This is a genomic window from Vibrio sp. Y42_MX_L11, from assembly GCF_024181785.1.
GTDB lineage: Bacteria > Pseudomonadota > Gammaproteobacteria > Enterobacterales > Vibrionaceae > Vibrio > Vibrio diabolicus.
In genome coordinates this window covers 1-26,772 of sequence record NZ_JAMZAP010000036.1, presented here as the reverse complement: position 1 = coordinate 26,772, position 26,772 = coordinate 1, and the positions used below count along the sequence as shown (strand labels likewise).

The following is a 26,772-nucleotide window of genomic DNA, read 5'->3' as shown; positions in this document are numbered from 1 at the left end:
TGTTGAGTGAAATCATCACGGCTGTTGTGACGAAGAGACCGTACCCAAACGTTTTTGATCTATAAACTGCATATGTTTCTTCAGATCTGGTAAGTCAAGATACCTCGGTGAACGCTTACGAGATGATTAACTGTACTATCAATGGCTACGTTTGTTGCATTATGCAAATGCAATTTGATAATTGGATTTGCGTTTTGCTATATTTTATATAGACAAATTAACTTTATATGAGATCCTGTGCCCAAAAATAAGTCTTTGCATTTTGGCATGATTAATGCATAATGCTGCTCGACCCTTCTTAAGCCGAGGGTCACCTAGCCAACTGACGTTGTTAGTGAATACAATTTGTTCACACTAAATATAAGCCAATCGCGATTATTGCGGTTGGCTATTTTTTTATATGAACAACGTTACTTACGTGCTTTGCAAATTGCACTTCCCTCGTTCTAGACTCATAAAAAAGGGCTGACGCATCACGCCAACCCCTTGTATTTCACTTTAGGTTTTAATCTGTTTTCTTGAGCTGATCAGTACCCCATCAACTGGAGTAAATTTTCAGCTGTCACAATGGCCTCTTTACGATTGGCGATATTGAGCTTTTGGTACAAGTTGCGAATGTGAGTTTTAATCGTGGTGCCTGCCACATCAAGCTCTTGCGCGATTTGCTCATTGCTGAAACCAGAATAAATCAAACCAAGCACCTGCCACTCACGTTGAGTCAGTGGGCTTGTGCGAACCAGTTCCGGTACGTTAGGGTGGTTTACCAGCTTCTCAATGAAGTCTTCATCAAAGTGAATAGAGCGGCTGCGCTGATTGGAGGAAATATCCTTCATCAATTGTTGAGCGCGGTGGCGTTCTAGATCGCCTAACTCATGGCGTAGGCTTAACTTCTCCAGTAGCCCGCCAATGGTGGCGCCATCAATGAGGAAATTACCTACCATCCCCGTCTGGTTTGTCATCACTAACGCTTCTTTTAGCAATGCTTTTGCTTGCTCTTCGTCTTTTTGGCGAGCAGCAAACACTGCTTCGACCACTAAGTTGCGATTAGTATCTGTGATTAGGTTGGTACGACGAGCTTCACTTTGGAGGAAATCCAATGCTGCGCGCGCTTCGGTATATTGACCTAAGTTGATGTGCGCTCGTGCAATGTTGCGCCATTGCAATTGTGAAAAGTGGTTGCATGCCGATTCAGGACGAACTGCAGTGTTGAGCCATTCTTGCATTGCATCGGTATTCCCGCGCGCTTGCCAAAACAGGAGCAACGATAGTGAGGCGTTTGCTGTCCAGTCTACATGGTAAGTCGACTGCTTCATCAAATGTTGAATGTGCTCAATGAATTTACCGGCTTTGTCTAGCTCGCCACGGCCAACCGCAATACGCGCCAGCATCGAGTAGCTGTGTAAGTGCTTACTTGGCGAATGGTTTTCGAGAATTTGTAGACCTCGGTAGGCACATTCTTCTGCTTCATCAAGTCGGTTCCAGCACCAAAGCACTTGCGCTCGAATACGCAGCAAAAACTCGTGCAGAGGAACATGTTGAAGTTGCTGATCTTCAATCAGGCGGAATGCGGAATCTTGCAGCTCAAAGGCGGCTTGTACGTAACCTTGCGCAATCAAAATCTCGCTTTGTTGTAAAATCGCCCATAACGCTTGGTGGTAAACTTGGTACTGACGAGCCAGCTTCTCGGTTTGTTGCATCATTGGTAACGCGCGGTCGAGTTTACCTAGTACGTGGTTGACTTCGCCAACAACCGAAGTCGCCACAATGCGGCTACGATAAATCGTGTTATCAAGTTGGCTAAGTGCTAGCTCCGCTAATTCGAGTGCTTTCTCTGGCTGGTTGCTGTTGATAGCCACTTGAGCAAGCAGCGCGTTTGCTTGACCTTGATAATGAATATCTAACTCGATGTTACGCTTTTTATGCTCCTCTTCCGCTTCTTCAAGCAGGTGGCCTACTTGGTTATAACGGTGCTGACTTTGAGCCAACCAAGCTCGGAGCATCGTAAGTTTTGGGTGGCTGAACAGAAGCTCAGCATCCAACTTATTAATTGAGCTTTCCAGTGTGCTGAGCTCGCCTTGGTTAAACATCTTCCAGCCGAATTCGTTTAGAATTTCTACCACCAAGCCTTTATCGTTCGACTTTTGTGCATGGTGAGTCGCTTGGTGCGGTGCTTTTTGTTGTAACCAGGCAACAGCTGCATTGCGGTGGAGATCTTTTTCTTGCTGAGGAATACGCGCTTGGCGCTCATGAGACAAAAACTCGCCAAATAAGTTATGGAATCGAAACCAGTTTTGCTCCCCTTCGAGTGGGTAGATGAATAAGCCGTAGCGGTTTAATGATTCGATCAAACCAAGCGCATCTTCGCGTTGGGTGAGGGCAAACACCAACTCATCATTGAAGTGGTCAAGCACGGAAACTTGCATCAAGAAATGACGAGTTTCGTGATCGAGCAAGTCGAATACTTCTTCGACTAGATAATCCCACAAATGCGCGTGATTGAACTGCGATACCGACTCTACGGTTTGTGCCAATGTACGGTTTTGATGTTGCGCTTGCAACGCGATCAACTGCATCGCCGATGGCCAACCTTCCACATAGGTTCTGAGGCTGTTTGCCATGTCTTCGTCGATGCCATCGGCAATACGCTGATTAAAGAAGCGAGTCGTTTCTTCGGTATCGAACGCCAACATCTCGTTGCCGATTTCGATCATTAAATCACGAACACGTAAGTTTGCAGTACCCAGAGGCGGCGCTGCACGACTTGTTACCACAACGGTGAGGTTGTCTGGCATGTGTTTTAAGAAGAAACGCATGGATTCATGGATTTCATCGTTGGTGATCAAGTGATAGTCATCCAGCACTACGTAGCACTCTTGATGAAAATCAGCCATTTCCGCGAATACTTCGCTGAATAAAGAACGTAGAGAAGAGATCTGGCGTTTTTCCGCCAGTTTTTGTGCGTTAGAGCAACTGAAGTTAGTGGCTTTGTTTAATGCTTGAAGCAGGTAGTTCACAAAACGAAAGCCGTCGTTATCGCTGTCATCAATGCTGTACCAACCGACGTTTGGTTTATCGGATAGCCACTGCGCTGCCATGGTGGTTTTTCCGTAACCTGCTGGGGAGCGGAATAAAACCAATTTGTAGTAAGGCGCTTGCTGTAGTAAGTCCAACACTCGTGGGCGCACGATGGCATTGTGCAGGCGTCCTGGTCGAGTAAGCTTAGATGGAATCCACATTAGTAATTATGTCCTTATTTATGTATACCCAAGTGATTGCGACATGATCACTTCAGTAAGGCCCCCTCGAAAGCTTCGTCTTACTGAATGATGTCATCAGCATCAAAAACTGCTTGAATGCTGGTTAATGTCGCCTCTTGTTGGGGCTTGCATCCGTCTGAAAAAGCATTCCATACGGTCACTTAGATATAAAAGCTAGCGAAAACTAGAAATAACTCACACCGCCTAATTCTAGTTTGTATAAAAAGCGTACAATCCTGTGAGCCGTGTAGGATGGTACGACATCAGAAATGTCCGTTACTTTGATCCACTTCCTAATTCTCAAGGGTTGATGGATTTACCATCAGCTACGCCCTTTATTTGTGATTCTTGTCACTTAAATATCGTTTGTGTCGTTAGCATTAAGATCGCGTTGCACATCGATTATGAAAAATCTTTCCATGTTAACCAAGTTAATGTGACCAATATTACAATTTTCACATCATCAGATGAGTGGGCTATAAAAAGCGTCATGAACGGGTTTTAACCTTTCTCATATTCCATTGTGATCAAAATCACTAAGAACTGGAGCAAAGCTCACTTTGTTGAGATTTGGATCACTAACCTAGCAATGGTACCCCCTCTACGCCCTCAGCCCTCCTCCTTCAAAGGAGGAGAATTAGGAGGATGTTTATTCACAGAGGTAAATGCACGATGTATGGCAGATGAATTACCAAAAGACGTGAGAATTTCGTAATGAAACCTACTCAACAAAAACAATTTGACAAGAAGTCGTTCCAAGAAAGCGTAAAGAAACACCTATCTGTAACTTACGCTCACACGATTGAAAACGCAGACAGCCGCGCTTGGTACCTAGCAATGGGTCATGCACTGGCTGAGTTCACTACTTTAGATTTGCTTGCTACTGAAGAAGATCCACGCATTAAAAGTGCGAAGAGCGTTAACTACCTTTCTCTAGAGTTCCTTATCGGTCGTTTGACGGGTAACAACCTAATCAGCATGGGTCTGTACGAACAAGTAACAGAAGCAATGGCTGAACTGGGTTACAACCTAACTGACCTGCTAGAAGAAGAACGTGACCCATCATTGGGTAACGGTGGTCTTGGTCGTCTAGCGGCATGTTTCATGGATTCATGTGCGGCACAAGAATTCCCAACCGTCGGTTACGGCTTGCACTACGAATACGGTTTGTTCAAACAGTCTTTCAAAGATGGTCGCCAGCAAGAAGCACCTGACGCATGGCGTGGTGTAGAAGGCTACCCTTGGGAAATTGCTCGTCCAGAACTTGCACAAGAGATCGGTTTCTACGGTCACGTTGAAGTGGTTAACGAGAACGGTAAAGAAGTTCGCAAATGGGTTCCTGGCATGTCTGTACGAGCAATGCCTTGGGATCTACCAATTGTGGGTTACGAATCAGACACGGTTTACCCGCTACGTCTTTGGGAATGTCAGGCAATTGCACCATTCTCGCTAGCAAGTTTTAACAACGGTGACTACTTCGAAGCGCAGCACGCACTGATCGACGCGGGCAACATCACTAAAGTGCTTTACCCGAACGACAACCACGAGAAAGGTAAAACACTGCGTCTAATGCAACAGTACTTCCACTCAGCTGCGTCTGTACGTGACATCCTACGTCGCCACGAAGCAGCTGGCTACTCGCTAGCGGATCTACCGAAGCAAGAGACTATTCAGCTGAACGATACGCACCCAACGATTGCGATTCCTGAGCTAATGCGCATCCTGATGGACGAAAAAGGTCTAACTTGGGAAGCGGCTTGGGAGATTAGCTCTCAAACATTCGCGTACACAAACCACACGCTACTTCCAGAAGCACTAGAGACATGGCCAGAGTCGCTAATTCAGCACCTACTACCACGTCACATGGAGATCATTTACGAGATCAACCACCGCTTCCTACAAGACGTACGTGCAATGTGGCCGGGTGATGTCGCGAAACAACAGAAGCTTTCTATCATCGAAGAAGGTTTCCACCGCATGGTTCGCATGGCAAACCTATGTGTAATTGGCTCTTACGCAGTAAACGGTGTAGCGGCACTTCACTCTGAATTGGTTAAGAAAGACCTGTTCCCAGAGTTCCACGAAATGTACCCAACACGTCTACACAACGTAACGAACGGTATTACGCCACGTCGCTGGTTGAAGTTCTGTAACCCAGGTCTTTCTAAGCTAATCACAGAGAAAGTCGGCCCAGAATGGCCAGCGAAACTAGAGCAACTAGAAGGCATCGCTAAGTACGCCACTGACGAGAAATTCCAGAAAGAATTCATGGCAGTGAAGAAAGAGAACAAAGAACGCCTAGCTAACTGGGTGAAAGAGAACATGGGTATCGAACTCGATACTAATGCGATCTTCGATGTTCAAATCAAGCGTCTGCACGAGTACAAGCGTCAGCACTTAGACCTTCTACACGTACTGTCTCTGTACCATCGCATTATTAACGAACCAGGCTTCGAATGTGTGCCTCGCGTTGTGTTCTTCGCAGCGAAAGCGGCACCGGGTTACCACCTAGCGAAAGAAATCATTTTCGCTATTAACAAAATTGCTGAGAAAGTGAACAGCGACCCTCGCATCGGCAACAAGCTGAAAGTGGTCTTCATTCCTGATTACCGCGTGAGCATGGCTGAAATTATTATTCCTGCGGCGGACGTATCACAACAAATTTCACTTGCGGGTAAAGAAGCATCAGGTACTGGTAACATGAAGATGGCGCTTAACGGTGCCCTAACGATCGGTACGATGGATGGTGCTAACGTTGAGATTCGTGAAGAAGTAGGCGATGAGAACATCTACATCTTCGGTCTAGACGTTGAAGGTGTGAAAGCGCTGAAAGCTCAAGGTTACAACCCATTTGATTACTACAATGCGGATCATCTACTCAAAGCGTCTATGGACCTACTACTGGGTGAAGAATTCACTCCAGGTCAACCAGGCTTACTGCGTGCAACGTACGACAGCCTACTAGATGGTGGTGACCCGTACTTATGTCTTGCGGACTTCGCATCTTACGTGAAAGCGCACGAAGACATGAGCGAACAATACAAAGACCAAGCTGGCTGGGCGAAGAAAGCCATTCTTAATACCGCCCTTGTCGGCAAGTTCACCTCAGATCGCTCAATTCGCGACTATGTGAACAACATCTGGAAACTAAAAGCGGTTCACCGTTAATAGAACAGAGTTAAGACCAAGGTAGCCAAGCGCTACCTTTGGTCATTTTCCAAAAGAAGTTATTGATAACAATAAAACCCTACATGGAAGGTGTTGGTATTACCTTCGGAGAAAGCGATGAAAGAACAAACAGCATTAAAGAAAGTCGCGGAAATGGCGAGATTGGCTGATAGCTATGTCAGTGCTTGGGGAGATGAGGCAAAAGTGTCTGAGGAGACGCTACGCCGCTTGCTCGCTTCGCTTGGCTACGATACTAGCAGCGATGAAAAACTATTGGCTTCTGCTGAAAAGAAACATAAAAAAGACGTACTAGCCCCTGTTCTTGTTTTACGCGACGGCGAACCAGTCGAAGTGGAACTAAACCTAGGTACGAGTGCTCGTGAGAGTGAATTCAGCTGGCGTTTAGAAACAGAACAAGGAGAGGTACTTGAAGGCTATCTTCAGTCCCAAATTGTTCGTGATGAGCGTGCTGAGGGTGGCCCTCTAGTGTTTGCATTGCCAAAGAACTTGGCTTGGGGTTATCACAAATTGATTGTCAGCCGTAAGCGTCGTAAAACGCCTTACGAGATGTCATTGATCATCACGCCGAAAGCGTGTTTCAAACAAGACGATCTAAACCAACATAAAAAGCTATGGGGTCCTAGTATCCAGCTTTACACACTGCGTACTCAGCACAACTGGGGTATCGGTGATTTTGGTGACCTAAAACAGTTGGTGAGCGATATCGCTTCCCGTGGCGGTGACTTCATTGGTTTGAACCCAATTCACTCACTGTTCCCAGCGAACCCAGAAGGCGCGAGCCCATACAGCCCGTCTTCTCGTCGTTGGTTGAATATCATGTACATCGACGTAAGTTCTGTACCTGAATTCGCACTGAGTGCTGAAGCTCAGCAACGTGTTGGTAGTGCAGAGTTTCAACAGCGTCTACAAAAAGCACGTGACTCTCATTGGGTGAACTACACAGAAGTTTCGCAACTGAAAATGAGCGTTCTTCCGCTGCTGTTTAGTGAGTTCAAAGCTCGCCATTTAGACAAAAACACCGACCGCGCTCGTGCATTCTTGGACTTTGTAGAAAAAGGCGGTGACAGCTTGTTACACCAAGCTGCATTCGATGCGCTTCATGCTGATTTACACGCAGAAGATTCAAACATGTGGGGTTGGCCTGTATTCCCTGAGAAATACCGCACATTCGACGCAGCCGGCACTCAGAAATACATCAAAGACAACCAAGACCGCGTTCACTTGTACATGTACCTTCAGTGGATCGCAGACGATCAAATCAAAGAAGCGCAGTCACTGGCAGAAGAAAAAGGCATGGCTGTGGGCTTGTACCGTGACCTTGCTGTCGGTGTTGCCGACTCAGGTAGTGAAACTTGGGCCGACGACGGTAACTTAGTGTTAGACGCAAGTATCGGTGCGCCGCCGGATGTACTTGGTCCTCTGGGTCAAAACTGGGGTCTGCCACCGCTTAACCCTCAAGTTTTAGAAGCGACGGGTTACGACGCGTACATCAAGTTGTTACGTGCCAACATGAAGCACTGTGGTGCACTGCGTATCGACCACGTACTTGGCCTGCTTCGCCTTTGGTGGATTCCAAAAGGCGAGAAAGCGACAGAAGGCGCTTACTTGTACTACCCAGTGGAAGACATGCTCGCAATCCTAGCGCTTGAGTCGCACCGCCATCAGTGTTCTGTGATTGGTGAAGACTTAGGCACTGTGCCAGATGAAATCGTCGATATCCTACGTGATGCGGGCGTGCATTCGTACAAAGTCTTCTTCTTCGAAACCTCAAAAGAGGACGGCGGCTTTATTTCTCCGAAGCATTACGCAGAGCAGTCTATGGCGGCATTGTGTACGCATGACATGCCAACCCTGCGTGGTTTCTGGCACTGCGACGATTTGAAAATGGGTCGTGAGATTGGCCTGTACCCAGATGAAAAACAGTTGGAAGGCTTATTTGCTGATCGCTTGAAGTGCAAGCAAGGCATCTTAGACAGCGTTCGCTGGCACGGTTATTTACCAGAAGGCATTGGTCATGATGCTCAGTACGTACCGATGGACTCGTACCTAAGCGAAGCGCTGCAACTGCACGTAGCAGCGGGTGACTCTGCATTGCTTAGCGTTCAGCTTGAAGACTGGCTAGAAATGGATCAACCGGTCAACATTCCTGGCACGGTGGATGAGTATCCAAACTGGCGTCGTAAATTGTCGATGAACCTAGATGAAATCTTCAGCCGTGAAGATGTGAATCGCATTTCTAAACGCCTCACTGAAGTTCGCGCACAGGCGAGCAAATAAGATGCGTAGAGTGACGTAGATGAATGAGCGGATTACCAATTTTGTTAGCTCAGAGGTACGAAAGTTCCGTCTAGGTCACTCATTCCGAAAACACAATCCGTTAGGATGAAGTACCGTTATTATGCCCGCGACAATAGCGGGCATTTTTTGTTTTTGACATCGCTTGATGCATACATGTTTTAAGCGAAGTCTTTTGTGAGTTCACAACGTTGGCTGTGGAGAAACCGATGTTTGATTCAGATTTCTGGTCTTGAAAAGGATATTGGCTCTAGGGAGAAAGATTTGAAAACCACCAAAACCAAGAAAATAAAGAAACAACACGAACGCGCATATGAACTGCTTGCTGAGGCGGCTTACTCAGACCCATTTTCGGCGTTGGGGCCATTCATTGATGATGGCGAAGGATCGCTGCGAGTGTGGATGCCGGGCGCAAACAAGGTTGAACTGCTTGTTAATGGCGAACCTCGCGTGGCGCTTGAGCGTGATGGTGACAGCGGTTTTATCTTAAAAGAACAACGCGATTTACACCTGACCCACTACCGTTTGGCGGTCGATTGGAATGGTGTTGAACAAATTATTGATGACCCGTACCAGTACCACAATATTTACCAAGAGTACGAGCATCTGCATACGCCCAAAGACATGTATCACTATATGGGCGCACACTTTGTCACGCTAGAACGTGGCGGTGAAAACATCTCCGGTGTTCGCTTCCTTGTCTACGCACCGCATGCATCGGCTGTTAGCCTTGTGGGTTGCTTCAACCAATGGGACGGTCGTCGTCACCCAATGCAACGTTTAGATTATGGCATTTGGGGTTTGTTCATTCCTGGCTTAGAAGAAGGCGTTCAGTACAAATTTGAGCTCAAAGGGCCAAATGGGGAAGGGCTGCCACACAAACAAGACCCTTGGGGTTTTTACTCTGAGCAGTACCCATCGTTCGCGTCCATTACTTACGATCACAAGCGTTACCAATGGCAAGATGCGAAATGGCAAAATCGCGCAGTGACGCAAAAGCGTGATGAAGCGTTATCATTTTATGAGCTACATGCTGGGTCATGGAAGCGCAACGAGAAAGGCGATTTCCTCAACTACCGCGAACTCGCGGAGCAGTTGGTGCCATACCTTGTGGATATGGGCTACACCCACGTTGAGCTGATGCCTGTGTCTGAGCATCCATTCTACGGTTCATGGGGCTATCAACCCGTTGGCTTGTTTGCGCCAACCAGCCGTTTTGGCTCACCTGATGATTTCAAATTCTTCGTGGATGCGTGTCACCAAGCTGGTATCGGTGTGGTGTTGGATTGGGTTCCGGCGCATTTCCCATCGGATGACCACGGTTTAGCAAACTTTGACGGTACACCGCTGTTCCACGACCCGGACCCACGTCGCGGTTGGCACCAAGATTGGAACTCATACATCTACGATTTAGGCCGTGAACATGTGCGTCGCTTCCTTGTATCGAATGCGCTGTACTGGTTTGAACAATTCCATATTGATGGCATTCGCGTGGACGCAGTCGCATCGATGCTTTACCTCGACTACTCACGTAGCCACGATCAGTGGGTACCAAACGTCGATGGTGGCAACGAAAACTACGACGCAATCGCAACCTTAAAATGGATGAACGAAGAAGTGTACAAGCACTTCCCGAATGCGATGACGATTGCGGAAGAGTCAACGGCGTTTCCGGGGGTGTCTGCGCCAACCTTTATGGGTGGTTTAGGTTTTGGCTTCAAGTGGAATATGGGGTGGATGCACGACAGTCTTTCATACATCAAAGAAGACCCTGTTCACCGCAAATACCACCACAATACCATCACATTCCCGCTGGTTTATGCGCACAGCGAAAACTACGTCTTGTCTCTCTCTCACGATGAGGTGGTGTACGGAAAAGGCTCTATCCATAACAAGATGCCAGGTGATGAATGGCAGCAAACCGCAAACCTACGTGCATACTACGGTTATATGTATGGTCAACCGGGCAAAAAGCTGAACTTCATGGGCGCGGAAATCGGCCAAACGGCGGAGTGGAACCACGATGATCAGTTGCAATGGTTCTTGCTGGAATACGAACGTCATCAAGGCGTTCAAAAGCTGATGCGCGATTTGAACCACTTGTACCGCAATGAAGCGGCGATGCACGATCAAGATTGTGTTCCTGCTGGTTTTGAGTGGCGTCTACAAGACGAGGCAGATGCGAGCATCCTAGCGCACGAGCGTATCAGTAAAGAGGGTGAGCGTATTCTCATCATCACCAACTTTACGCCCGTACCACACGAGCGTTTCCGTTTAGGTGTTCCAAATGCAGGTCAATACGAACTACTGCTGAACACGGACGACAGCAAATACGGCGGCAGCGATTTTAAAGTGCTGACTAGTGTGAAAACGGAAAAAGTCGAAAGTGAATCACTGCCTCAATCACTTGAGCTTCGTTTACCACCACTTTCAACCGTGTTCTACAAGCTGAATAAATAATTCAGTCTAATCAAATTCTAAGCCCGTTTTACATTGTAAATCGGGCTTTTTTTGACCTGTTTTTTACCTCAAAAACTTGTTGTTCCTGATTGAATCAGGCAAGCTCGCTGGTTTGTTTATCATCAATCGCTAATGCATTGGGGAACCACTCATGTTGAAAAGGCTTAAGTCATTTCTATTTAAAATGGTGTTGATATTACTGATTGCCCCAATCGTTTTGGTTGGTATGGTGAAATATGTCGATCCGCCAATATGGGGATGGAAGTTAAGCCGCATTGTTGTGCCACCAAAGAACTATCCAGATAGCAGCCAACACGAGTGGGTATCCTTGTCGCGTATTTCAAAAAATATGCAGTTAGCGGTGATTGCGACCGAAGACCAAAAATTCCCTCATCATTATGGTGTCGATTTCGAATCGCTATTCGACGTGATTTCCGAGGCAGATGGTAATGGTCCGTCGAGAGGCGCGAGCACCATTACCCAACAAGCTGCGAAAAATGTGTTTTTGTTTCCTTCTCGCTCCTACGTTCGCAAGGCTTACGAGCTTTACTTTGCCTTGCTAATGGAGCTGATGTGGAGCAAAGAGCGCATTCTCGAAGTGTATCTAAATGTGGTTGAATTTGGTCCCGGTATTTACGGTGCTGAAGCAGCGGCGCAGAATTATTTTGGTGTCAGTGCAAAGGAACTCTCGAAGTGGCAAGCAGCGCGTTTAGCCGTGGTGTTGCCAAACCCATATCGAATCAAAGTCTATCCGCAAAGTGATTACACTGCTCGCCGCACAAGATGGGCGATGAACCAAATGAGCAATCTTGGCAGCGTGCAACTTTAAGTCCCTCAATCCATTGCGCTTAAATAGAACTACGCCCCTATATCAATAAAATGTGAAGCGTCACAACCTTTGGGGCGTAGGCAGTTAGAATGATGTGTTCAGTTTCTTATCTAGGCACAATTAGTGTGAATAAAACTAATAAATGTGCATGGTTACCATGTGCTGCCAATGGACTGAACGATGAAACTGAACCTGATTACCACTACTTTACTGCTTGCGTCGGCAGGTGCCATCGCCGAGCCTAACATCACCATTTCTACCACGACCAACAGCCGTGACTTCCCGCTAAGTGCAGAGCAGCCTTTGGTTGTGCCTCTAACCAAAGACGGATACACGCTAAAAATCACGGGCGTTGAAGGTGACTGCGTTGCACCCGATGGTCAGAAAGTGAAGTTCAACAAACCTCTTGCGCTGAACTGCGGAAAACCAACGGAACTACCGTTAAAAATCCGCTTTACCGGCGATTACTCTTTCGCTTTTGATGCGGAAGCGAAAACACTGCGCTTTAAGCGCGAACCTAAGAAAGCCGCCAAGAGTGAGTTCAAACGCCCAATTCCACAAGTGCAATGTGAGGTTTACCAAGGCGGAGAAGTCACCATTGCGTTAGGTGATAGTTTCCCGGATGGCACCAAGTTGCGAGATGCTTACTCAGGGAAAATGGTTGAAGTGCAAGATCAGCAAGTATCGCTGACGCCAAGCAAAGATTCTGGCGGCCTAGTGCTTTTAGAGCCTGTACAGAAAACCAAAGAAGCAGTGCCATTTGATTACCGAAACGCGAACATTTACTTCGTGATGGTTGACCGTTTCAACAACGCAGACGCAAGTAACGACAACAGTTATGGTCGTAAAAAAGACGGCAAAGATGAAGTTGGCACGTTCCACGGCGGTGACCTTAAAGGTGTAATTGAGAAACTGGATTACATCAAGAGCCTAGGTACAGACGCGATTTGGTTGTCGCCAATCGTTGAACAAGTGCACGGCTTTGTCGGTGGTGGCGATAGTGGCTCATTCCCGTTTTATGCTTACCACGGCTACTGGACGCGCGATTTCACCAAGATTGATGAGAACTTCGGTAACGAAGAAGATTTAAAAACGCTGGTGGAAGAGGCGCACAAACGTGGCCTCAAAGTCTTGATGGATGCGGTTATCAACCATTCTGGTTACTCAACATTGGCGGATCTACAGTTTGATGGTATCGATGTGTTAAAGCCTAATGCCGAACTGCCCAAGAAATGGGGCGACTGGCAACCAAAAGCAGGCGAAAATTGGCATAGCTACCACCAGAATATTGATTATCAGAGTCCGAACTGGGCGAAGTGGTGGGGCGGCGATTGGGTAAGAACCGGCTTGCCGGGTTACCCAGCTCCGGGTAGCAGTGATTTCACTATGTCATTGGCGGGTTTGCCTGACTTTATCACCGAATCAGACAAAACCGTGAAGCCAGCGCAATGGTTATTGGATAACCCTGGTACTCGCGTAAAGGCGCGTGACAATTACACCGTCTCGGATTATCTAATTGAGTGGCAAACTGATTGGGTGAAACGCTTTGGCATTGATGGCTATCGCGTCGACACGGTGAAGCACGTTGAAGGTGATGTGTGGAAACGCTTGAAAGAAGAGGCATCGAACAGCCTAGAGCAGTGGCGTAAAGAAAATGGCAAATCAGGTCAGCCGTTCTGGATGATGGGCGAAGTCTGGGGACACACCGCGTATCGCAGCCCTTATTTCGATGATGGTTTTGACGCGTTGATCAACTTCGATATGCAGAAGAAGCTAGACAAAGGCGCGGCGTGCTTTAGCCAAATGGCAGACACTTACCAAAGCTATGCGGACACTATCGCGAACGAGAAAGACTTCAACCCAGTCAGTTACATGTCTTCTCACGATACGGAGTTGTTCTTCTCACGTTTTAAAGATTACGGCATGCAACGTAACGCCGCGAACGCATTGCTCCTTAGCCCAGGAACGGTTCAGGTTTATTATGGCGATGAAGTAGGCCGTAACATTGGCCCTTACGCGGATGATTTCCACCAAGGCACACGTTCAGACATGGTTTGGAAGCTATCTGATGACAAACAAGCTTTGCTGAAACACTGGCAAACCCTTGGTCAGTTCCGTCAAGCACACCCTGCCATTGGCGCAGGTCAGCATCGAGTTATTGAACAGGAAGGCGCGTACGTTTTCTCTCGTTCGCTTGGCAATGACAAAGTCGTCGTGGCGTTTGTTGGACGTGATAAGTAACTAAACGCTCTTTATGTCGGTAAATATAAAGCCCTTCCTTGAGTTATCAGGGAAGGGCTCTGTTGTTTTAGTTCGCCAGTTCTTGGTCGATGACTTTTTCTAGCTCGTCAAACGGCACATAACCAGGAATGATCTGATCATTAATGATCAACGCGGGCGTGCCGCGTAAACCAAGTTGCGTGAAATACTGATAGTTTTTATCAAGCAGCGCTTTGGTTTCTTTGTCGTCGACAAGCTGCGCTTCTGTCCCCGTTTTCTTCGCGATCTGTTTTAACGAACGTGCATCATGTGCGCCCGGTTTTTTCACCAATAACTCATGCACTTGTTCGTACTTATCTCGCTGGTTTTGCCAAACATTTAATGCGTAACTTGCCGAGTTGTAGCCGTTTTTCTCGTATTGTTCTTTAAAAGAGACATTGAGGTTAAGCACTTTTATCTGCGGATATTCCTTACCAACTTTGACCAGTTCGCCTTCTAAACGTTTACAAAAAGGGCAACTGTAGTCCGTTACGTTAATAATGGTTAACTCTGGGGTTTCAGCTCCAAAAGAGGAATGTTTGCCATCACTTAGATAGTGACGAACCTCCTTCAAGGTATCTCCAAATGACTGTTGATACGCAATGTACTCTTGAAGGTTTTGGTGTAATGAATCAAGAATTTGAGGATTCTCTTTTAGTATCTGAGTAACTTCCTCTAGCTTTTGTTCTGCGGTCTTTTCTGATGCGAAAGATACGGCAGGTACGATAGCCATCATTAACGTCAAAAGTGTACGAGTGAATGTCATAATATTTCCTAAAACTTTTAGATTTCGTTGTTTGTTATGTGAAGTGAATAAAATACGTACAAAAGTCAGGCGAGAAGGTCTCTCGCCTTGCTAGGTTTATTCTCTAAACACACAAAGTTTTAGGTGAACCCGACACTTTTCCGGTATCGGTTCTGTGTATTCCAGATAATGAATTGCTGTGGATGCCATCGGCAGCGCCACAATCAAAGCAAACAGAAAAAATGGAATAAGAATATGGTCCAACTGGTGTTGGTACGCTTGAACTAGCTTCTCTGAAAGGTCGCAAGATGGTGATAAATTCACGCTTTCATCTTGCTGACTCTGTATTTGGTGAGCCTTAGGGCAGCTTTTCGAGAAGCCGGAGTTTTGGCTTAAACATACCATCACCACCCAAAACACGAGGGCGAGTGTCCACTTGGCTATTTTAGGTTGTGAGCGTAACAATGGGCTGCCTAGTCCTGTTGATTCTGGTTTATGCCGTTTGCATATGACCGGACAATCCTAACCTAAATTTCATTATGGAATGTTACTTTCGAGTTAATCGATATCGCCTCAATGCCAAAGTATGAAGTACGTCATGAATGTTGTAGAAAGCAATATTCGTTGGAATCATTGGTCTGATTGATGAAGAAGTCCAGAGGTATCGGTATAGATTAATATACCTAATTGTTAGCACAAATTTTTATTATCTTTCAAATGTGATTAAAATCATAAAACAAAACTTCATAACTGAGTCGCTAGAATGTTCGGCAGGCGGATTGATTTTGATCATCTCTCTAGCACATTATTCGAGTGAACATATGTGTCCTGTCCCACATGTGTAGGTAATGTTATGAAAAATCCTGTTCAAACCGAGCGCAAGGTTACGCTGGGGTGCTACGTTGCACTGGCGTTTGCGGTCGTCTTCTTTTCTGGTCTCATGCAATCGAACGAATGGTATGGCGTATTTGATTTCACCACGTTGAATGGCTCTTTCGGCAAGGTGGCTTATGGTGTCACCGAAACGGCTGACGGTGTGCAAGTTGCAACAACGTCGCTTCGTGGTACTGGTGGTAGCGGTGCACGTGACGGTTTCATTTTTGCACTTACTTTGATTCCTACCGTTATGTTCGCACTGGGTATGATCAATGTACTTGAGCACTATGGCGCGCTTGAAGCAGCTCGTAAGCTTCTTACTCCTCTTCTACGTCCTCTAATGGGCATCCCAGGTAACTCTGGTCTGGCTCTGATTGCTTCTCTACAAAGTACCGATGCAGGTGCGGCGATGACTCGTCAGCTTAAAGATGAAGGCCATCTTACCAAACGCGAAACCGATGTGTTCACTATGTTCCAGTTCACCGCTGGTGCCACCATTGTTAACTTTTTCTCCTCAGGGGCGGTGCTGTTTACGCTGACGATGGCGGATGGCTCGCTTGCCGTAACGTCTTCTATTGGTTTGGCGGTTGTGGTGATGTTCTTGTTTAAAATCGTGGGTGCGAACTTATTCCGTATCTACCTAAACATCACAGAAGGTAAAGAAGACAAGCAAGAGCAAAGCAAACCTGAGAACTTAAAAGAGGAGACGGCGTAATGAGTGACGTAAAAGTAAGTAAGCCGATGGTGACAGATATTTTCGTTGAAGGCGCTAAAAAAGGCTGGGTTATTGCGACAACATCAACCGTGCCTAACGTTCTTATGGCGTTTGTCATCATTAAAGCGTTGCAGATTACTGGCGCGTTGGATTTGATGGGCTCGGTATTTTCTCCAGTAATGGCAGTTTTTGGTTTGCCAGGTGAAGCGGCTGCGGTGCTGATTGGTGCTTGGATGTCGATGGGCGGCGCAGTTGGCGTGGTTATCACATTGTTTGACCAAGGCATCTTGAACGGAACGCACATTGCGATTCTTGCGCCTGCAATTTACCTAATGGGCTCACAGGTTCAGTACATGGGGCGAATTATGGGACCTATCGGTACTGAAGGTCGTTACATCCCAGTCATGATTGCGATTTCCGTATTGAACGCATTTGGCGGAATGCTAGTCATGAACTTGTTTGTTTAAGGAGCAATCATGCAGTTTTCTCTCAATGAATATCTCGAAGAACTTCGTCCTCTCATTAATGTCGATTGTGGTACGTATACCACTGATGGCATTGAGTTCATCGCTTCTCAATTTGAAGAGAAGTACCAAGCGATGTCAGGTTGGAGCGTAAAACGCATCGACTGTGGCAGAGCGGGTATCGGTCTTGAAGTTCGAAACAAGCCTGAAGCTGAGCAAGTTGACGTGATGCTGATTGGTCACATGGATACCGTGTTCCCTGTCGGTACCGCTGGATTACGTCCTATGTCTCAAGACCCTGAAAAAGCGTACGGTCCGGGTGTCTCGGACATGAAATCTGGCTTGCTGAATATTGTGTACGCGATGCGTAACCTCGACCAAGCGGTGTTGGATAAACTGTCGATTTGTATCTGCATGAACCCAGACGAAGAAACCGGATCGTTAGATTCGGTCGACTGGATTCAATCTGTTGCAAAAAATGCGAAGAACGTATTGGTGGCAGAAGCAGCACGTGCAGACGGCGGTTTAGTCAAAGCGCGAAAAGGCATGGCGCGTTACAAAATCACGTTTAACGGCGTGGCGGCCCACGCTGGCAACGAGCCAGAAAATGGCCGCAGTGCAATTACCGAGATGGCGAACTGGATTCTCGCAATCAATGCCATGACGAACTTCGAATCTGGCACCACATTAAACGTGGGTATTGTGTCTGGCGGTAACGGCGCAAACATCGTCCCTGAACATGCAGAAGCGATTGTGGATGTGCGTTTCTGGAATAATGAAGAATACGATGATGTCGATAGCAAGCTAAACGGCATGCTGGAAACACCATTCGTTGATGGCGTTAGCATCGAGTTGGTTCGTGAAGCTTACAAACCTTCTATGGTGCCAAGTCAGCAAACAGAGCGCTTAATGGCATTGGTGGAAGAAGCGGCAAATGAGTTGTCTATCGACATCAATTGGAAAGAAGTGGGTGGCGGCTCTGATGCAAACAATACGGCAATTCTTGGCGTTCCAACTTTGGATGGTCTAGGACCTATCGGTGCAGGTTTTCACAGTGACCAAGAGTACTTGTTGCTTGAGTCTATCGAACCACGTATCAAAATGCTGATGCGTGTACTGGAGAAGATAGCTCAGTAGCGAACTCGACAACTTAGTTCCCAACATCACGATCCCCAGACTTCGGTTTGGGGATTTTTCTATCTGTGTTTTTGTTTCACTTTACTATCATTTCTTGTTATTAATCTTGCGTTCAGGTTCGATTTATTAATATGTTGGCCACAGTCATAAATTTCGGAGGCAACGATGAGCACAACAATGTCTGTAAAATCGGCGCCGAAAGACGCCAAAGATCAAACGATGCAAGCGCCAGATGAGAAAACATTCTGGCGCAAAATGAAAGGGTCGGTTAAGAAAGCGGGTGAAGAAATTGCCGTAATGGGCATAAAATCATGGCTCGCGATGACAGATTCCAACACCGCCGTTCGCCATAAGGCGATTTTAGGTGGCGCATTGGCTTACTTCGTATTACCCACCGATATGGTGCCAGATGTGTTAGCAGGCGTCGGCTTTACCGATGACATGGCAGCGCTTACCTTAGCCGCTAACTCAGTCGGCAATGCCATTACTGAAGAACACGAAGAACGAGCCAGAGAAAAATTGAATTCGATGGCGGATTAAGTTGAAAATTTATTGTACAGCGCTAATAGCCATTTGTGCTGCTCGATAAAGTTTTCCAAATACCATAAGAAAAACATTTCTAATAAATTTTGCAGACATATCTTCAATTGCTGTTACTGGTTTTCCAATAAACACCAGCATATGGCCTAAAAGCCCTTTGACTTGTGATTCTCTTACTTTAGATGCTTTAGCTACTTTTTCTATATTTCTAGCGAGTATGTCATAAAATGTCATTCCAGTAGATACTGTGGCTTGGGCTGCTATTGCTGAAAACAAGCCAGTATCTTTTAATAATGTTATTAATGCTGCTTGAATTCTTTCTGACCAATACTCTGTAAATGATGCTTGGTTTCTGTGCTCAAACTTAAATCTAGTAGGAGTATACAAGTACTTGTTAGATCTGACTTTTATTGCTCCCCACGTTTCGGAGTTAGCATTATCTAAATACCCTAAACTTGTTTCGCTAGACATACTATGAGCATTTAAATTAAAGCCAGTACTAGCGTCTAAGCGGTACTCATCGCCATTATGTGGCGCATGAATAAATGGCCAGACAGGTACTTTAGGTACAGGATCTGCGCCGTGAGTACAGCGGTATACTTTGTCGTTGCTTTTACTAGATTTACGGGAATATTGTTCTAAACCAACTCTAGGTGCGCCAAAAGTATATAAATTCACTCTTAATGAATACTCTTCTCTCAGCCAATCAGAACATAATGAAGCTAGAGCCCCTCCTAAACTATGCCCAACACAATGAATTCGGTTAGGTAAACTTTGGAATTGCTGTAAATATTGTTTTATACTTGGTTTGATACTTGAAAATGAATTAATAAATCCAGCATGAGCAATAGAGCCATTTGGAGAGCCTTTAAGGCCTACATTTAGGTTGGTTACCCAATCATTGGCGTTTTGCGTCCCTCTAATGGAAATTACTAAATCTCCCTTATATTTTCCTTTCCCAACACCAATTACCGCAAACGCTTCAGATGTTCTCATTACACCAGGTATCACTTTTCTAAACAATGGTATACGATCTAATCCTGTGATACCTCCAGTTCGGCCACTAAAAACATCTTGCTGCGAAAATGCAAAGTGTTTTTCAAAACCTCCTTGTCCCTTGAACGCTAGTCTCCCTTGCCCCTGATATACTCCATACGGTATATTCGCGATCTCTGATGCAAGTTTTGGTGTTAAAGACGGCATTATGTATCCTCCGTAAACTCTGTTTTATATAAAAATCCATTTAAATTGCAATTGCTAATAACCATTAGATCTCGAGCATTATCTAGATTGATATTTTTGAAAAAATATCGGAATTCTTTATTTTTAAGCTCACAGTAAAGATTATTTAAGTTATCTTTTATAAATATAGGCGGTGAAACGTAGTTTAACTGGGACTCCCAAATGTACTTCTTTTCTTCATTTATATAGGTATATATTCCGATATATGAATATGTTTGATTCAAAGCTGATTCTTTGAACCTTTGAGAATGTATGACTGGTTTAAAGTGAAATTCACCTAACTCATTAGTACTTGAACTCCTTTTGTAAGTATTCTTTAAAAAATTAGCTTCTAAGTAAACGGTTACATTTTCTAGAGGTCTTTGCTCAAGAACTAAAGTACCTTTTATCTCTGGGCTTAATGTGTATTTAAATTTCTTAAAAAAACCGAACATACTTTCGTTGAAACCTAATGCAAGTATTGGAAATGAGAAACTGAATAAAAAAAGACTATTTTTAAACATGAATTTATGATGTATGTATCTTAGTACCAAATTAATTATCAGACTACTACCTATCGCGATTTGGTTTTGATCTTTAATTTAATAATGGAATTTGTATCTCTATATGATGAAAATGTCCCTTATGTCATTTTCAAAATGATAAACATAGACTAGTAAAACTCTAATTCTTCAGAAGAATTATTATCATAACCTAGCTACTTACCGATTCGTAACTAAGAAAAGTCTAGAAGCAATTATATCTGTACATTAGCACCTTTAGCGGGGGCATCTCGTATTAAAATGCGTTGACATTTTTTACACTAAGCCAACTTCGTTAGCTGTTGGCTTTTTGTATAGAGGCCTCCAGTTAGGCTGGATTTCCCGTAAAGCTTACAGCTATAAGTCAGTTATATAACCCCTTTCAATTTGATAAAAACGTTTTGTGGTCTGGCAATTGCAGAGTTAATTAAGAATTGAAAGGGGTCCCAATGGATACAAAAAGAGCTTAGCGCACACGCGATGGAATTATAAATATCATGTAGTTTTTGCACCAAAGTATGAAGGCAGGTGTTCTATGGTGAGAAGCAAAGGATAGTAGGCGAGATACTTTTTTATGAGATTCGTCCCATGTTCAGAGTCGAGAATATCAATTAACTCGTTAAAGGAGAGGCTCTTCACCCGTTCATCTTCCAATTCTCTTTCAAGTCGTTGGATTTTTTTAGCCGGAAACTCTTTCGGTTTCGTTTTTTATGCATGGTGTTCTTCCTTGGGTTATGTATCCAATCCATTTTTCCATATTTTCTTAGTCAGGTTAAAACCGTTGAACGCCCTTGAATAACATAGGTTGCTTGGGCTTGTTTGTAATTCATGTAGCCTTTTTCAATAGCATCGACGACCTGTAATTTAAAGCATAGTGTGCTTTCACGCGGGGTTCGCTTAACGTAGGGGTTATGTGCAGTAGTCATAATTTGTCCTCAATGTGTAAATACATTTCAGGACAACACATGGAAACAAAAAACCACCTTAGAATAAGGTGGTTTTTTCTTAGACAGGATAACTTAATCGTAAAACGATTTAGGCGTCAGCGCGTTTAAGATGCACTTCTTCTTCGGCTACGCCTGCCATTGGGTCGTTGAAGCGAGCTTCATCCAATGCACCTTCTGATTTCGCAACAATGACGGTTACTGCACTGTCACCAGTGATGTTTACCGCGGTACGAATCATATCAAGAAGACGGTCAACACCCATGATGAGCGCGATACCTTCAAGCGGCAGACCAACTTGGTTCAATACCATGGCTAGCATTACAAGGCCAACACCAGGGACACCCGCAGTACCGATAGATGCCAATGTAGCTGTCATGATTACCATGAGGTAATCGCCCATAGTTAAATCAATATTGAAGGCTTGAGCAATAAAGGCGGTTGCTACACCTTGCATGATCGCCGTACCGTCCATGTTCACGGTTGCACCAAGTGGTACTGTGAACGATGATACGCGGTTCTCAACACCCATTCGGTGCTTAACCGTTTCCATTGTTACTGGAATTGTTGCGTTCGATGATGCTGTAGAAAAAGCAAACATGATCGCGTCTTCCATCTTACGTAGGAACGTAATTGGATTTAGACCAGTGAAACCTTTTAACATTAAGCTGTAAGTGACTAGGCCGTGCAGGACAAGCGTACCCGCCAGTACTAAGAAGTACTCTGCCAGATTGACGATTGCGCCCAGACCAAGACCAGTAAATAGCTTCGCCATTAAGAAGAACACACCATAAGGCGCTAAGTTCATCAAAATCGCTACCAGTTTCATGATCACTTCATTCAGATCAGAGAAGAACGCTGCAATACGTTCACCAGGTTTGCCTGCTGCGCTGATCGCAATACCAAATAGCACTGCGAAAACAATAACTTGCAGGGTTTTACCTTCAGCCATTGCACTGATAGGGTTGGTTGGGAACATATCGATGATCACCTGACCCAAAGATGGTGCTTCTGCTGATTTGAATGAACTTGCTGCGGTTAGGTCAGCGCCAGCACCTGGCTGGAACAGAGTACCCATAGTTAGAGCAAGCGTAATCGCGATAGCCGTTGTTGTAACGTAGAAAGCGAGGGTTTTACCACCCATGCGACCCAGTGTAGAAAGGTCTTTGAGGGAGCTAGTACCACAAACTAGTGAAACAAACACTAGAGGGACTACGAGCATTTTTAAGCTGGCGACGAAGATCTGTCCACCAACTTCAAATAATCCATTAACAATGTATGCGTCGACAAATCCGTTGCCGGCAAAAAGTGTGCGAATTGCAAATCCTGTCAAGATACCCGCTACCATACCCCAAATTACGCGGCTGGTTAGCGACATCGGTTTCTTGGTATTCATGAGAACACTCCTTATAGTTATGCACCTTGAGTTCACTTCAAAGCGGCGAGCAGAGTAGCAGTGGAGTGAGAAAATACGAAAGAATAATCCTCTAAATGGTTAATAGATGTGAACTTTATCACTAATAAAAATGGAGTTTTAACCAAATCTTAACTATTTGACTGGTCGAAAAGTTTGTATTTTAACACTTTTATCGAACATACAACCGATAAGAAAGAGTATTTACATTTATTTTTAGTAGTAAATGGAGTGCATATTATCTCTAAGGAATGTTGCTCTTGCATAACTATCTAGATTTTATTCAGGCTAGAAGCCGTCTCTTTTTGATTGTTTTTGTATTGGGCTGAACACAAGGGGCTAACGAGCCGTCTATGCCCCTGCTTATGTTATTTATCCGATGAATCAATGAAGGTTGGTCAATGTAGATAATTGGAGGTGATCCCAACTCCATTATTCTGAGTGGTATTGCTAATACCCCCAACCCAATAGCGTTGCTTCGCTCGGATGAAGCCTTCCAAACAATGCAGACCAGTCTCAGTGATATGGACGCTTTGTTCCCACCACTCCCTTTCACGTGACTCAATCGTGATTAAAGGCGTTTGACCTTGTGCTAGAGGGAGGAGTAAGGCGTAAAACATCGTATCGCCCAGGTAAGGCAGAGGTTCACGTTGTTGATATTGCTCAAACCAATCTTTGATGAGAATTGAACGATTTTGAGAACTTAGGACCTCTAATGCAATCTGCTGAGTCAAGCTTAATCCTGTTTGTGAATGAGGTAACTCTTGCATATGGCGTATTAGCACGTTGAGCATATTGGGTAAGCAATCTAGATCATGCTGCTCGATCAAATTAACCATAGAGATGGGTGTCGGTGATGTGACTGCGTGCCAGGAATGTTTAGCCTGACTGAATAATTTGGCTGTCACGGGTTTACGGTATTGCCAACAAGCGCGAATAGCCTCTTTAGGCAACTGCCCCAAACCGATGAATCGCTCAGTGCCAGGGAACTGGTTCAACTCAATGATCTCTATCACCTTGTTTTCTACATTCTCTAACAACGTTAGGGCACGAAGCAGCATTAATTGGTCATAGCTGTCATGTTCGACCCAAAAGACGATTCGTTCAAATGTATCACTGAGCAGCGTATCAATATTAGCTTGCTCAAATTTGACAATATCTTGCACTGAATCTTCACGCTTCATCACGGGCAGCAGAGTCTCTACGACATATTGGGCACGAATGGCAAGGAAGTTTTGTGGTGTTGCTGGGATTGGACCCATACAAAGCGGATCTATTAGGGCTAAAAATGTCCCCTCGAATCCGCTGTCTTTAAGCCGTTGCTGAATATCATGCCCACAGCGGACATGGAGCGTTTTTAGTTCGCTATCAAGAGGAGGGAAGTGATTTTTGATGGCGTCTTTGTGAGCTTCTAACTCTTCTACATGCGCTTTTAATTTACTCCAACTTGGTAAACCTAATTCTCTGGCTAGCGAATGTTGAACGTCAGCTAATTGAATTGTATTGGGAGCTAATGATTCTGGTTTGGAGTGAAATCGCTTAACTCGATCCAACATCTCATCATCGTGTTGACGTATAGCTTTGAGCCTTTTTTTAGCAACGGATTTTTGTTGGTTAATGTTGATTAAGAAGCTATTTGTAGAGTTCATTTTTCACCTTTCTTATCTCTTCCACACTCGCCTAAATAGAAGCTAAAAGAAGGTAAAACAGATTGTGCCTGCTACACAGAGCAGGGTAGAAGAGTTGCCGTGAACCAAGTTCTTTCCGCGAGTGTTGGGGGCTTTAGGCGTGAGCAGACTGATAGTAGAGTTTCACAATCCATCATGCAACCATTCATGAGAGAGCCGCATCACAAAATATCAGCCCCATTAAAGAAGTGCTGAATAGTTTGACAGCCAATGCCTATGTAGATGTTAACGACCATCCGTTTTCTAGTAGATATGCATTACAGGATCCAGTAATTACAAAGCCCTGCTAGGTCTAGCAGGGCTTTGTAATACATGTAGATATTAATTACTCGCTCTTGTAAGCGTAGTTATAGTAACCGTAACCATATCCGTATGAGTTTGACGCTTTCTTCTCTACGGCGTTTAGAATTACGCCTTTTACTTCCACGCCGGATTGTTCAAAGCGGCCTTGTGCGACTTCAATTTCCTTCAAAGTCGTTTGATCAAAACGAGCTACCATCAGTGTTGTTCCTGCGATTGCACCAACAATGCTTGGGTCGGTAACCGCGAGTACAGGCGGCGTATCGATGATCACAAGATCGTACTGCGCCGACATTTCGTCAACAAAGCTCTTAAAGCGAGGATGCATCAAAAGCTCTGACGGGTTTGGTGGTACTTGGCCACGAGTAACCACATCTAGATTGTCGATGGATGTTGATTTAATGATATTGCTATGGGATGTCTTGCCGCTCAAATAATCAGAAAGACCGTTATCCCAACGTAAACCAAAACATTGCTGCAAATAACCTTTACGCATATCTGCATCGATAAGCAGTACTTTCTGACCTGTTTTCGCAGCGACGGCTGCAAAGTTTGTCGATACGAACGTTTTACCGATAGATGGTGCTGGACCTGAAATCATAAGAACGTTGTTCTTCGCTTCCATCATCGCAAAGTGCAGGCTAGTACGAAGACTACGCAGGGCCTCGATGGAAAGATCGGCCGGGTTAGCTTCAGCAAGAAGGACTAGCTCATCGTTGCTGCCTTTGTTTCGTTTAAGCTTGTTTGCAAATTCCAGTTGTTGAATAGATTTTGGAACGCTAGCGTAAACAGGCATACCAATCTGCTCAATTTGATCTGGTGTTTCTACACCACGGTGGAATGCCGCACGAATTAATACGAAAGCCACGCCTGTCATGCCGCCAAGCAGTGTTGCTAGCACAACGATAAGCGCTTTTTTCGGCTTGATTGGCTTAGAGAACGATTGAGCGTTATCTAAGATTCGAACGTTGCCAACGGTTCCTGCTTTAATGATGTTGAGCTCTTGAACCTTGTTCAATAGCTGGATGTAGATTTGTTGGTTTACTTCTACATCGCGCGTCATGCGTAGAACTTCACGCTGTGTTTTCGGTAACTTTTGAACTTGTTTATTAAGACGCTCTTTCTCTTTGAGTAGCGTCTCACGTTTATCAAGCAGAGACTTATAAGCCGGGTGATCTTGTGTAAAGCGCTGGCTGATTTCACTCTCTTTGAATGTAAGCTCATTTAACTGCGCTTCTAATTCAACCATCACTTTCAGCGTTGATTGAGCTTCAAGGCCTAAGTCGATAGATTCATTTTCTTGACGGAATCGATTTAAAACGTCTTCAGAAGCGGTCAGTTTTGTTTTGATGTCTGGAAGGTGGCCTTTCAAGAACTCGAGACTTTGCTCTGCCTCTGCTGAGTTTCTTTGAACGTTTTGCAAGAAGTAGTTCTGGCTAATGTCGTTCAAGATAGCTTGAATCTTAGCGCGATCTTCACCAGAGAAGCTTAAAGAAATAATCCCGGTTTGCTTACCACGTTCGCTAATCGATAAGTTTTGTTGCAGTGCATTGATTGCATCTAATTTGCTGACTTTACTCACGGTAAACGATGCGCCGTCTTGCGCTATCATTTCTGTAGCTAAGAATTGATAGCCGTTCTTTTCAATGAGCTCGCCAACCTTACCTTCTAAAATGACGTTATTGTCATCTTCTATAAGTTTGAACGTCTGTTTTTCAGAATCAATAACTTCGAGAGTTAGAGGAATTCCAACTGCGTAAGAAGGGGTATTAAATCGGTAAGTGTTCACCAAGCCCCTATTGACAGAAAAAGTGTGACACTCAGCACTTGATCCATTCTTGGCTATTGAGTGATCATTCCAGTGCTTCATCCTGTTTGTTATGAGCAGAAAGAAAGC

The 26,772-nt window shown here is 45.0% G+C and carries 16 protein-coding genes and 2 pseudogenes; 9 read left to right on the top strand and 9 right to left on the bottom strand.

Annotated elements, in window-relative coordinates; all coding sequences use genetic code 11:
* Positions 1-527 precede the first annotated feature (527 nt).
* Complete coding sequence (gene malT, locus NL643_RS22315) at positions 528-3,236, bottom strand: HTH-type transcriptional regulator MalT (protein ID WP_253645209.1); 2,709 nt, start codon at positions 3,234-3,236, stop codon at positions 528-530.
* Between the two features lie 735 nt (positions 3,237-3,971).
* On the opposite strand from malT, the gene NL643_RS22310 reads away from it, so the two are divergent.
* The 5 genes from NL643_RS22310 (at position 3,972) to NL643_RS22290 (ending at position 14,271) form a co-directional block, all read left to right on the top strand.
* A complete protein-coding gene (locus NL643_RS22310) occupies positions 3,972-6,425 on the top strand; it encodes a glycogen/starch/alpha-glucan phosphorylase (protein WP_226421279.1) in 2,454 nt (817 codons plus the stop codon).
* A gap of 117 nt (positions 6,426-6,542) precedes the next feature.
* Positions 6,543-8,723 carry a 4-alpha-glucanotransferase gene (gene malQ, locus NL643_RS22305; protein WP_005396760.1) on the top strand — a complete coding sequence of 727 codons (2,181 nt, stop codon included), beginning with the start codon at positions 6,543-6,545 and terminating at the stop codon, positions 8,721-8,723.
* Between the two features lie 282 nt (positions 8,724-9,005).
* Positions 9,006-11,201, top strand: coding sequence for a 1,4-alpha-glucan branching protein GlgB (gene glgB, locus NL643_RS22300; RefSeq protein WP_238935381.1), 2,196 nt, complete (start codon positions 9,006-9,008; stop codon positions 11,199-11,201).
* 151 nt (positions 11,202-11,352) lie between these two features.
* Positions 11,353-12,030 carry a monofunctional biosynthetic peptidoglycan transglycosylase gene (gene mtgA / locus NL643_RS22295; RefSeq protein WP_253645208.1) on the top strand — a complete coding sequence of 226 codons (678 nt, stop codon included), beginning with the start codon at positions 11,353-11,355 and terminating at the stop codon, positions 12,028-12,030.
* Positions 12,031-12,210: 180 nt separating this feature from the next.
* Positions 12,211-14,271, top strand: a complete 2,061-nt coding sequence (locus NL643_RS22290) for an alpha-amylase (protein ID WP_253645207.1) — start codon at positions 12,211-12,213, stop codon at positions 14,269-14,271.
* A gap of 67 nt (positions 14,272-14,338) precedes the next feature.
* Here NL643_RS22290 and NL643_RS22285 read toward each other — a convergent pair whose 3' ends face one another.
* Positions 14,339-15,055 (bottom strand): DsbA family protein, encoded by a 717-nt coding sequence (locus NL643_RS22285; RefSeq protein WP_253645206.1) that lies wholly within the window; start codon positions 15,053-15,055, stop codon positions 14,339-14,341.
* 96 nt (positions 15,056-15,151) lie between these two features.
* Positions 15,152-15,439, bottom strand: a complete 288-nt coding sequence (locus NL643_RS22280; RefSeq protein WP_054866868.1) for a hypothetical protein — start codon at positions 15,437-15,439, stop codon at positions 15,152-15,154.
* Between the two features lie 448 nt (positions 15,440-15,887).
* Here NL643_RS22280 and NL643_RS22275 point away from each other — a divergent pair, with 448 nt between their 5' ends.
* The 4 genes from NL643_RS22275 to NL643_RS22260 all read left to right on the top strand — a co-directional run bounded on the left by NL643_RS22275 (position 15,888) and on the right by NL643_RS22260 (position 18,766).
* Positions 15,888-16,625: a nucleoside recognition domain-containing protein gene (locus NL643_RS22275; protein ID WP_253645205.1), complete on the top strand. Its 738-nt coding sequence runs from the start codon at positions 15,888-15,890 to the stop codon at positions 16,623-16,625.
* Positions 16,625-17,092 (top strand): YjiG family protein, encoded by a 468-nt coding sequence (locus tag NL643_RS22270; protein WP_253645204.1) that lies wholly within the window; start codon positions 16,625-16,627, stop codon positions 17,090-17,092. The genes NL643_RS22275 and NL643_RS22270 overlap by 1 nt, the downstream gene beginning before the upstream one ends.
* A 9-nt stretch (positions 17,093-17,101) precedes the next feature.
* Entirely contained in the window at positions 17,102-18,226 is a 1,125-nt protein-coding gene (locus NL643_RS22265) for a M20 family metallopeptidase (RefSeq protein ID WP_047009639.1), read from the top strand.
* A 165-nt stretch (positions 18,227-18,391) separates the two neighbouring features.
* Positions 18,392-18,766: a YkvA family protein gene (locus tag NL643_RS22260; protein WP_074190348.1), complete on the top strand. Its 375-nt coding sequence runs from the start codon at positions 18,392-18,394 to the stop codon at positions 18,764-18,766.
* 9 nt (positions 18,767-18,775) lie between these two features.
* Here the strand turns inward: NL643_RS22260 and NL643_RS22255 are convergent, their stop codons facing one another.
* The 6 genes and pseudogenes from NL643_RS22255 to NL643_RS22225 all read right to left on the bottom strand — a co-directional run.
* Complete coding sequence (locus NL643_RS22255; RefSeq protein ID WP_065646924.1) at positions 18,776-19,969, bottom strand: lipase family protein; 1,194 nt, start codon at positions 19,967-19,969, stop codon at positions 18,776-18,778.
* Positions 19,969-20,442 carry a DUF6795 domain-containing protein gene (locus NL643_RS22250; RefSeq protein ID WP_237284478.1) on the bottom strand — a complete coding sequence of 158 codons (474 nt, stop codon included), beginning with the start codon at positions 20,440-20,442 and terminating at the stop codon, positions 19,969-19,971. The genes NL643_RS22255 and NL643_RS22250 overlap by 1 nt, the downstream gene beginning before the upstream one ends.
* Positions 20,443-21,087: 645 nt before the next feature.
* Positions 21,088-21,455 (bottom strand): annotated as a pseudogene (locus NL643_RS22240) (IS3 family transposase); the annotation flags it as partial.
* A 109-nt stretch (positions 21,456-21,564) separates the two neighbouring features.
* Positions 21,565-22,869, bottom strand: coding sequence for a dicarboxylate/amino acid:cation symporter (locus NL643_RS22235; protein WP_253645203.1), 1,305 nt, complete (start codon positions 22,867-22,869; stop codon positions 21,565-21,567).
* Positions 22,870-23,271: 402 nt separating this feature from the next.
* A pseudogene (locus NL643_RS22230) lies at positions 23,272-24,536 on the bottom strand (DUF1835 domain-containing protein).
* Between the two features lie 364 nt (positions 24,537-24,900).
* Positions 24,901-26,772 (bottom strand): polysaccharide biosynthesis tyrosine autokinase (locus NL643_RS22225; RefSeq protein WP_253645202.1); only part of this gene is annotated, 1,872 nt, incomplete at its 5' end.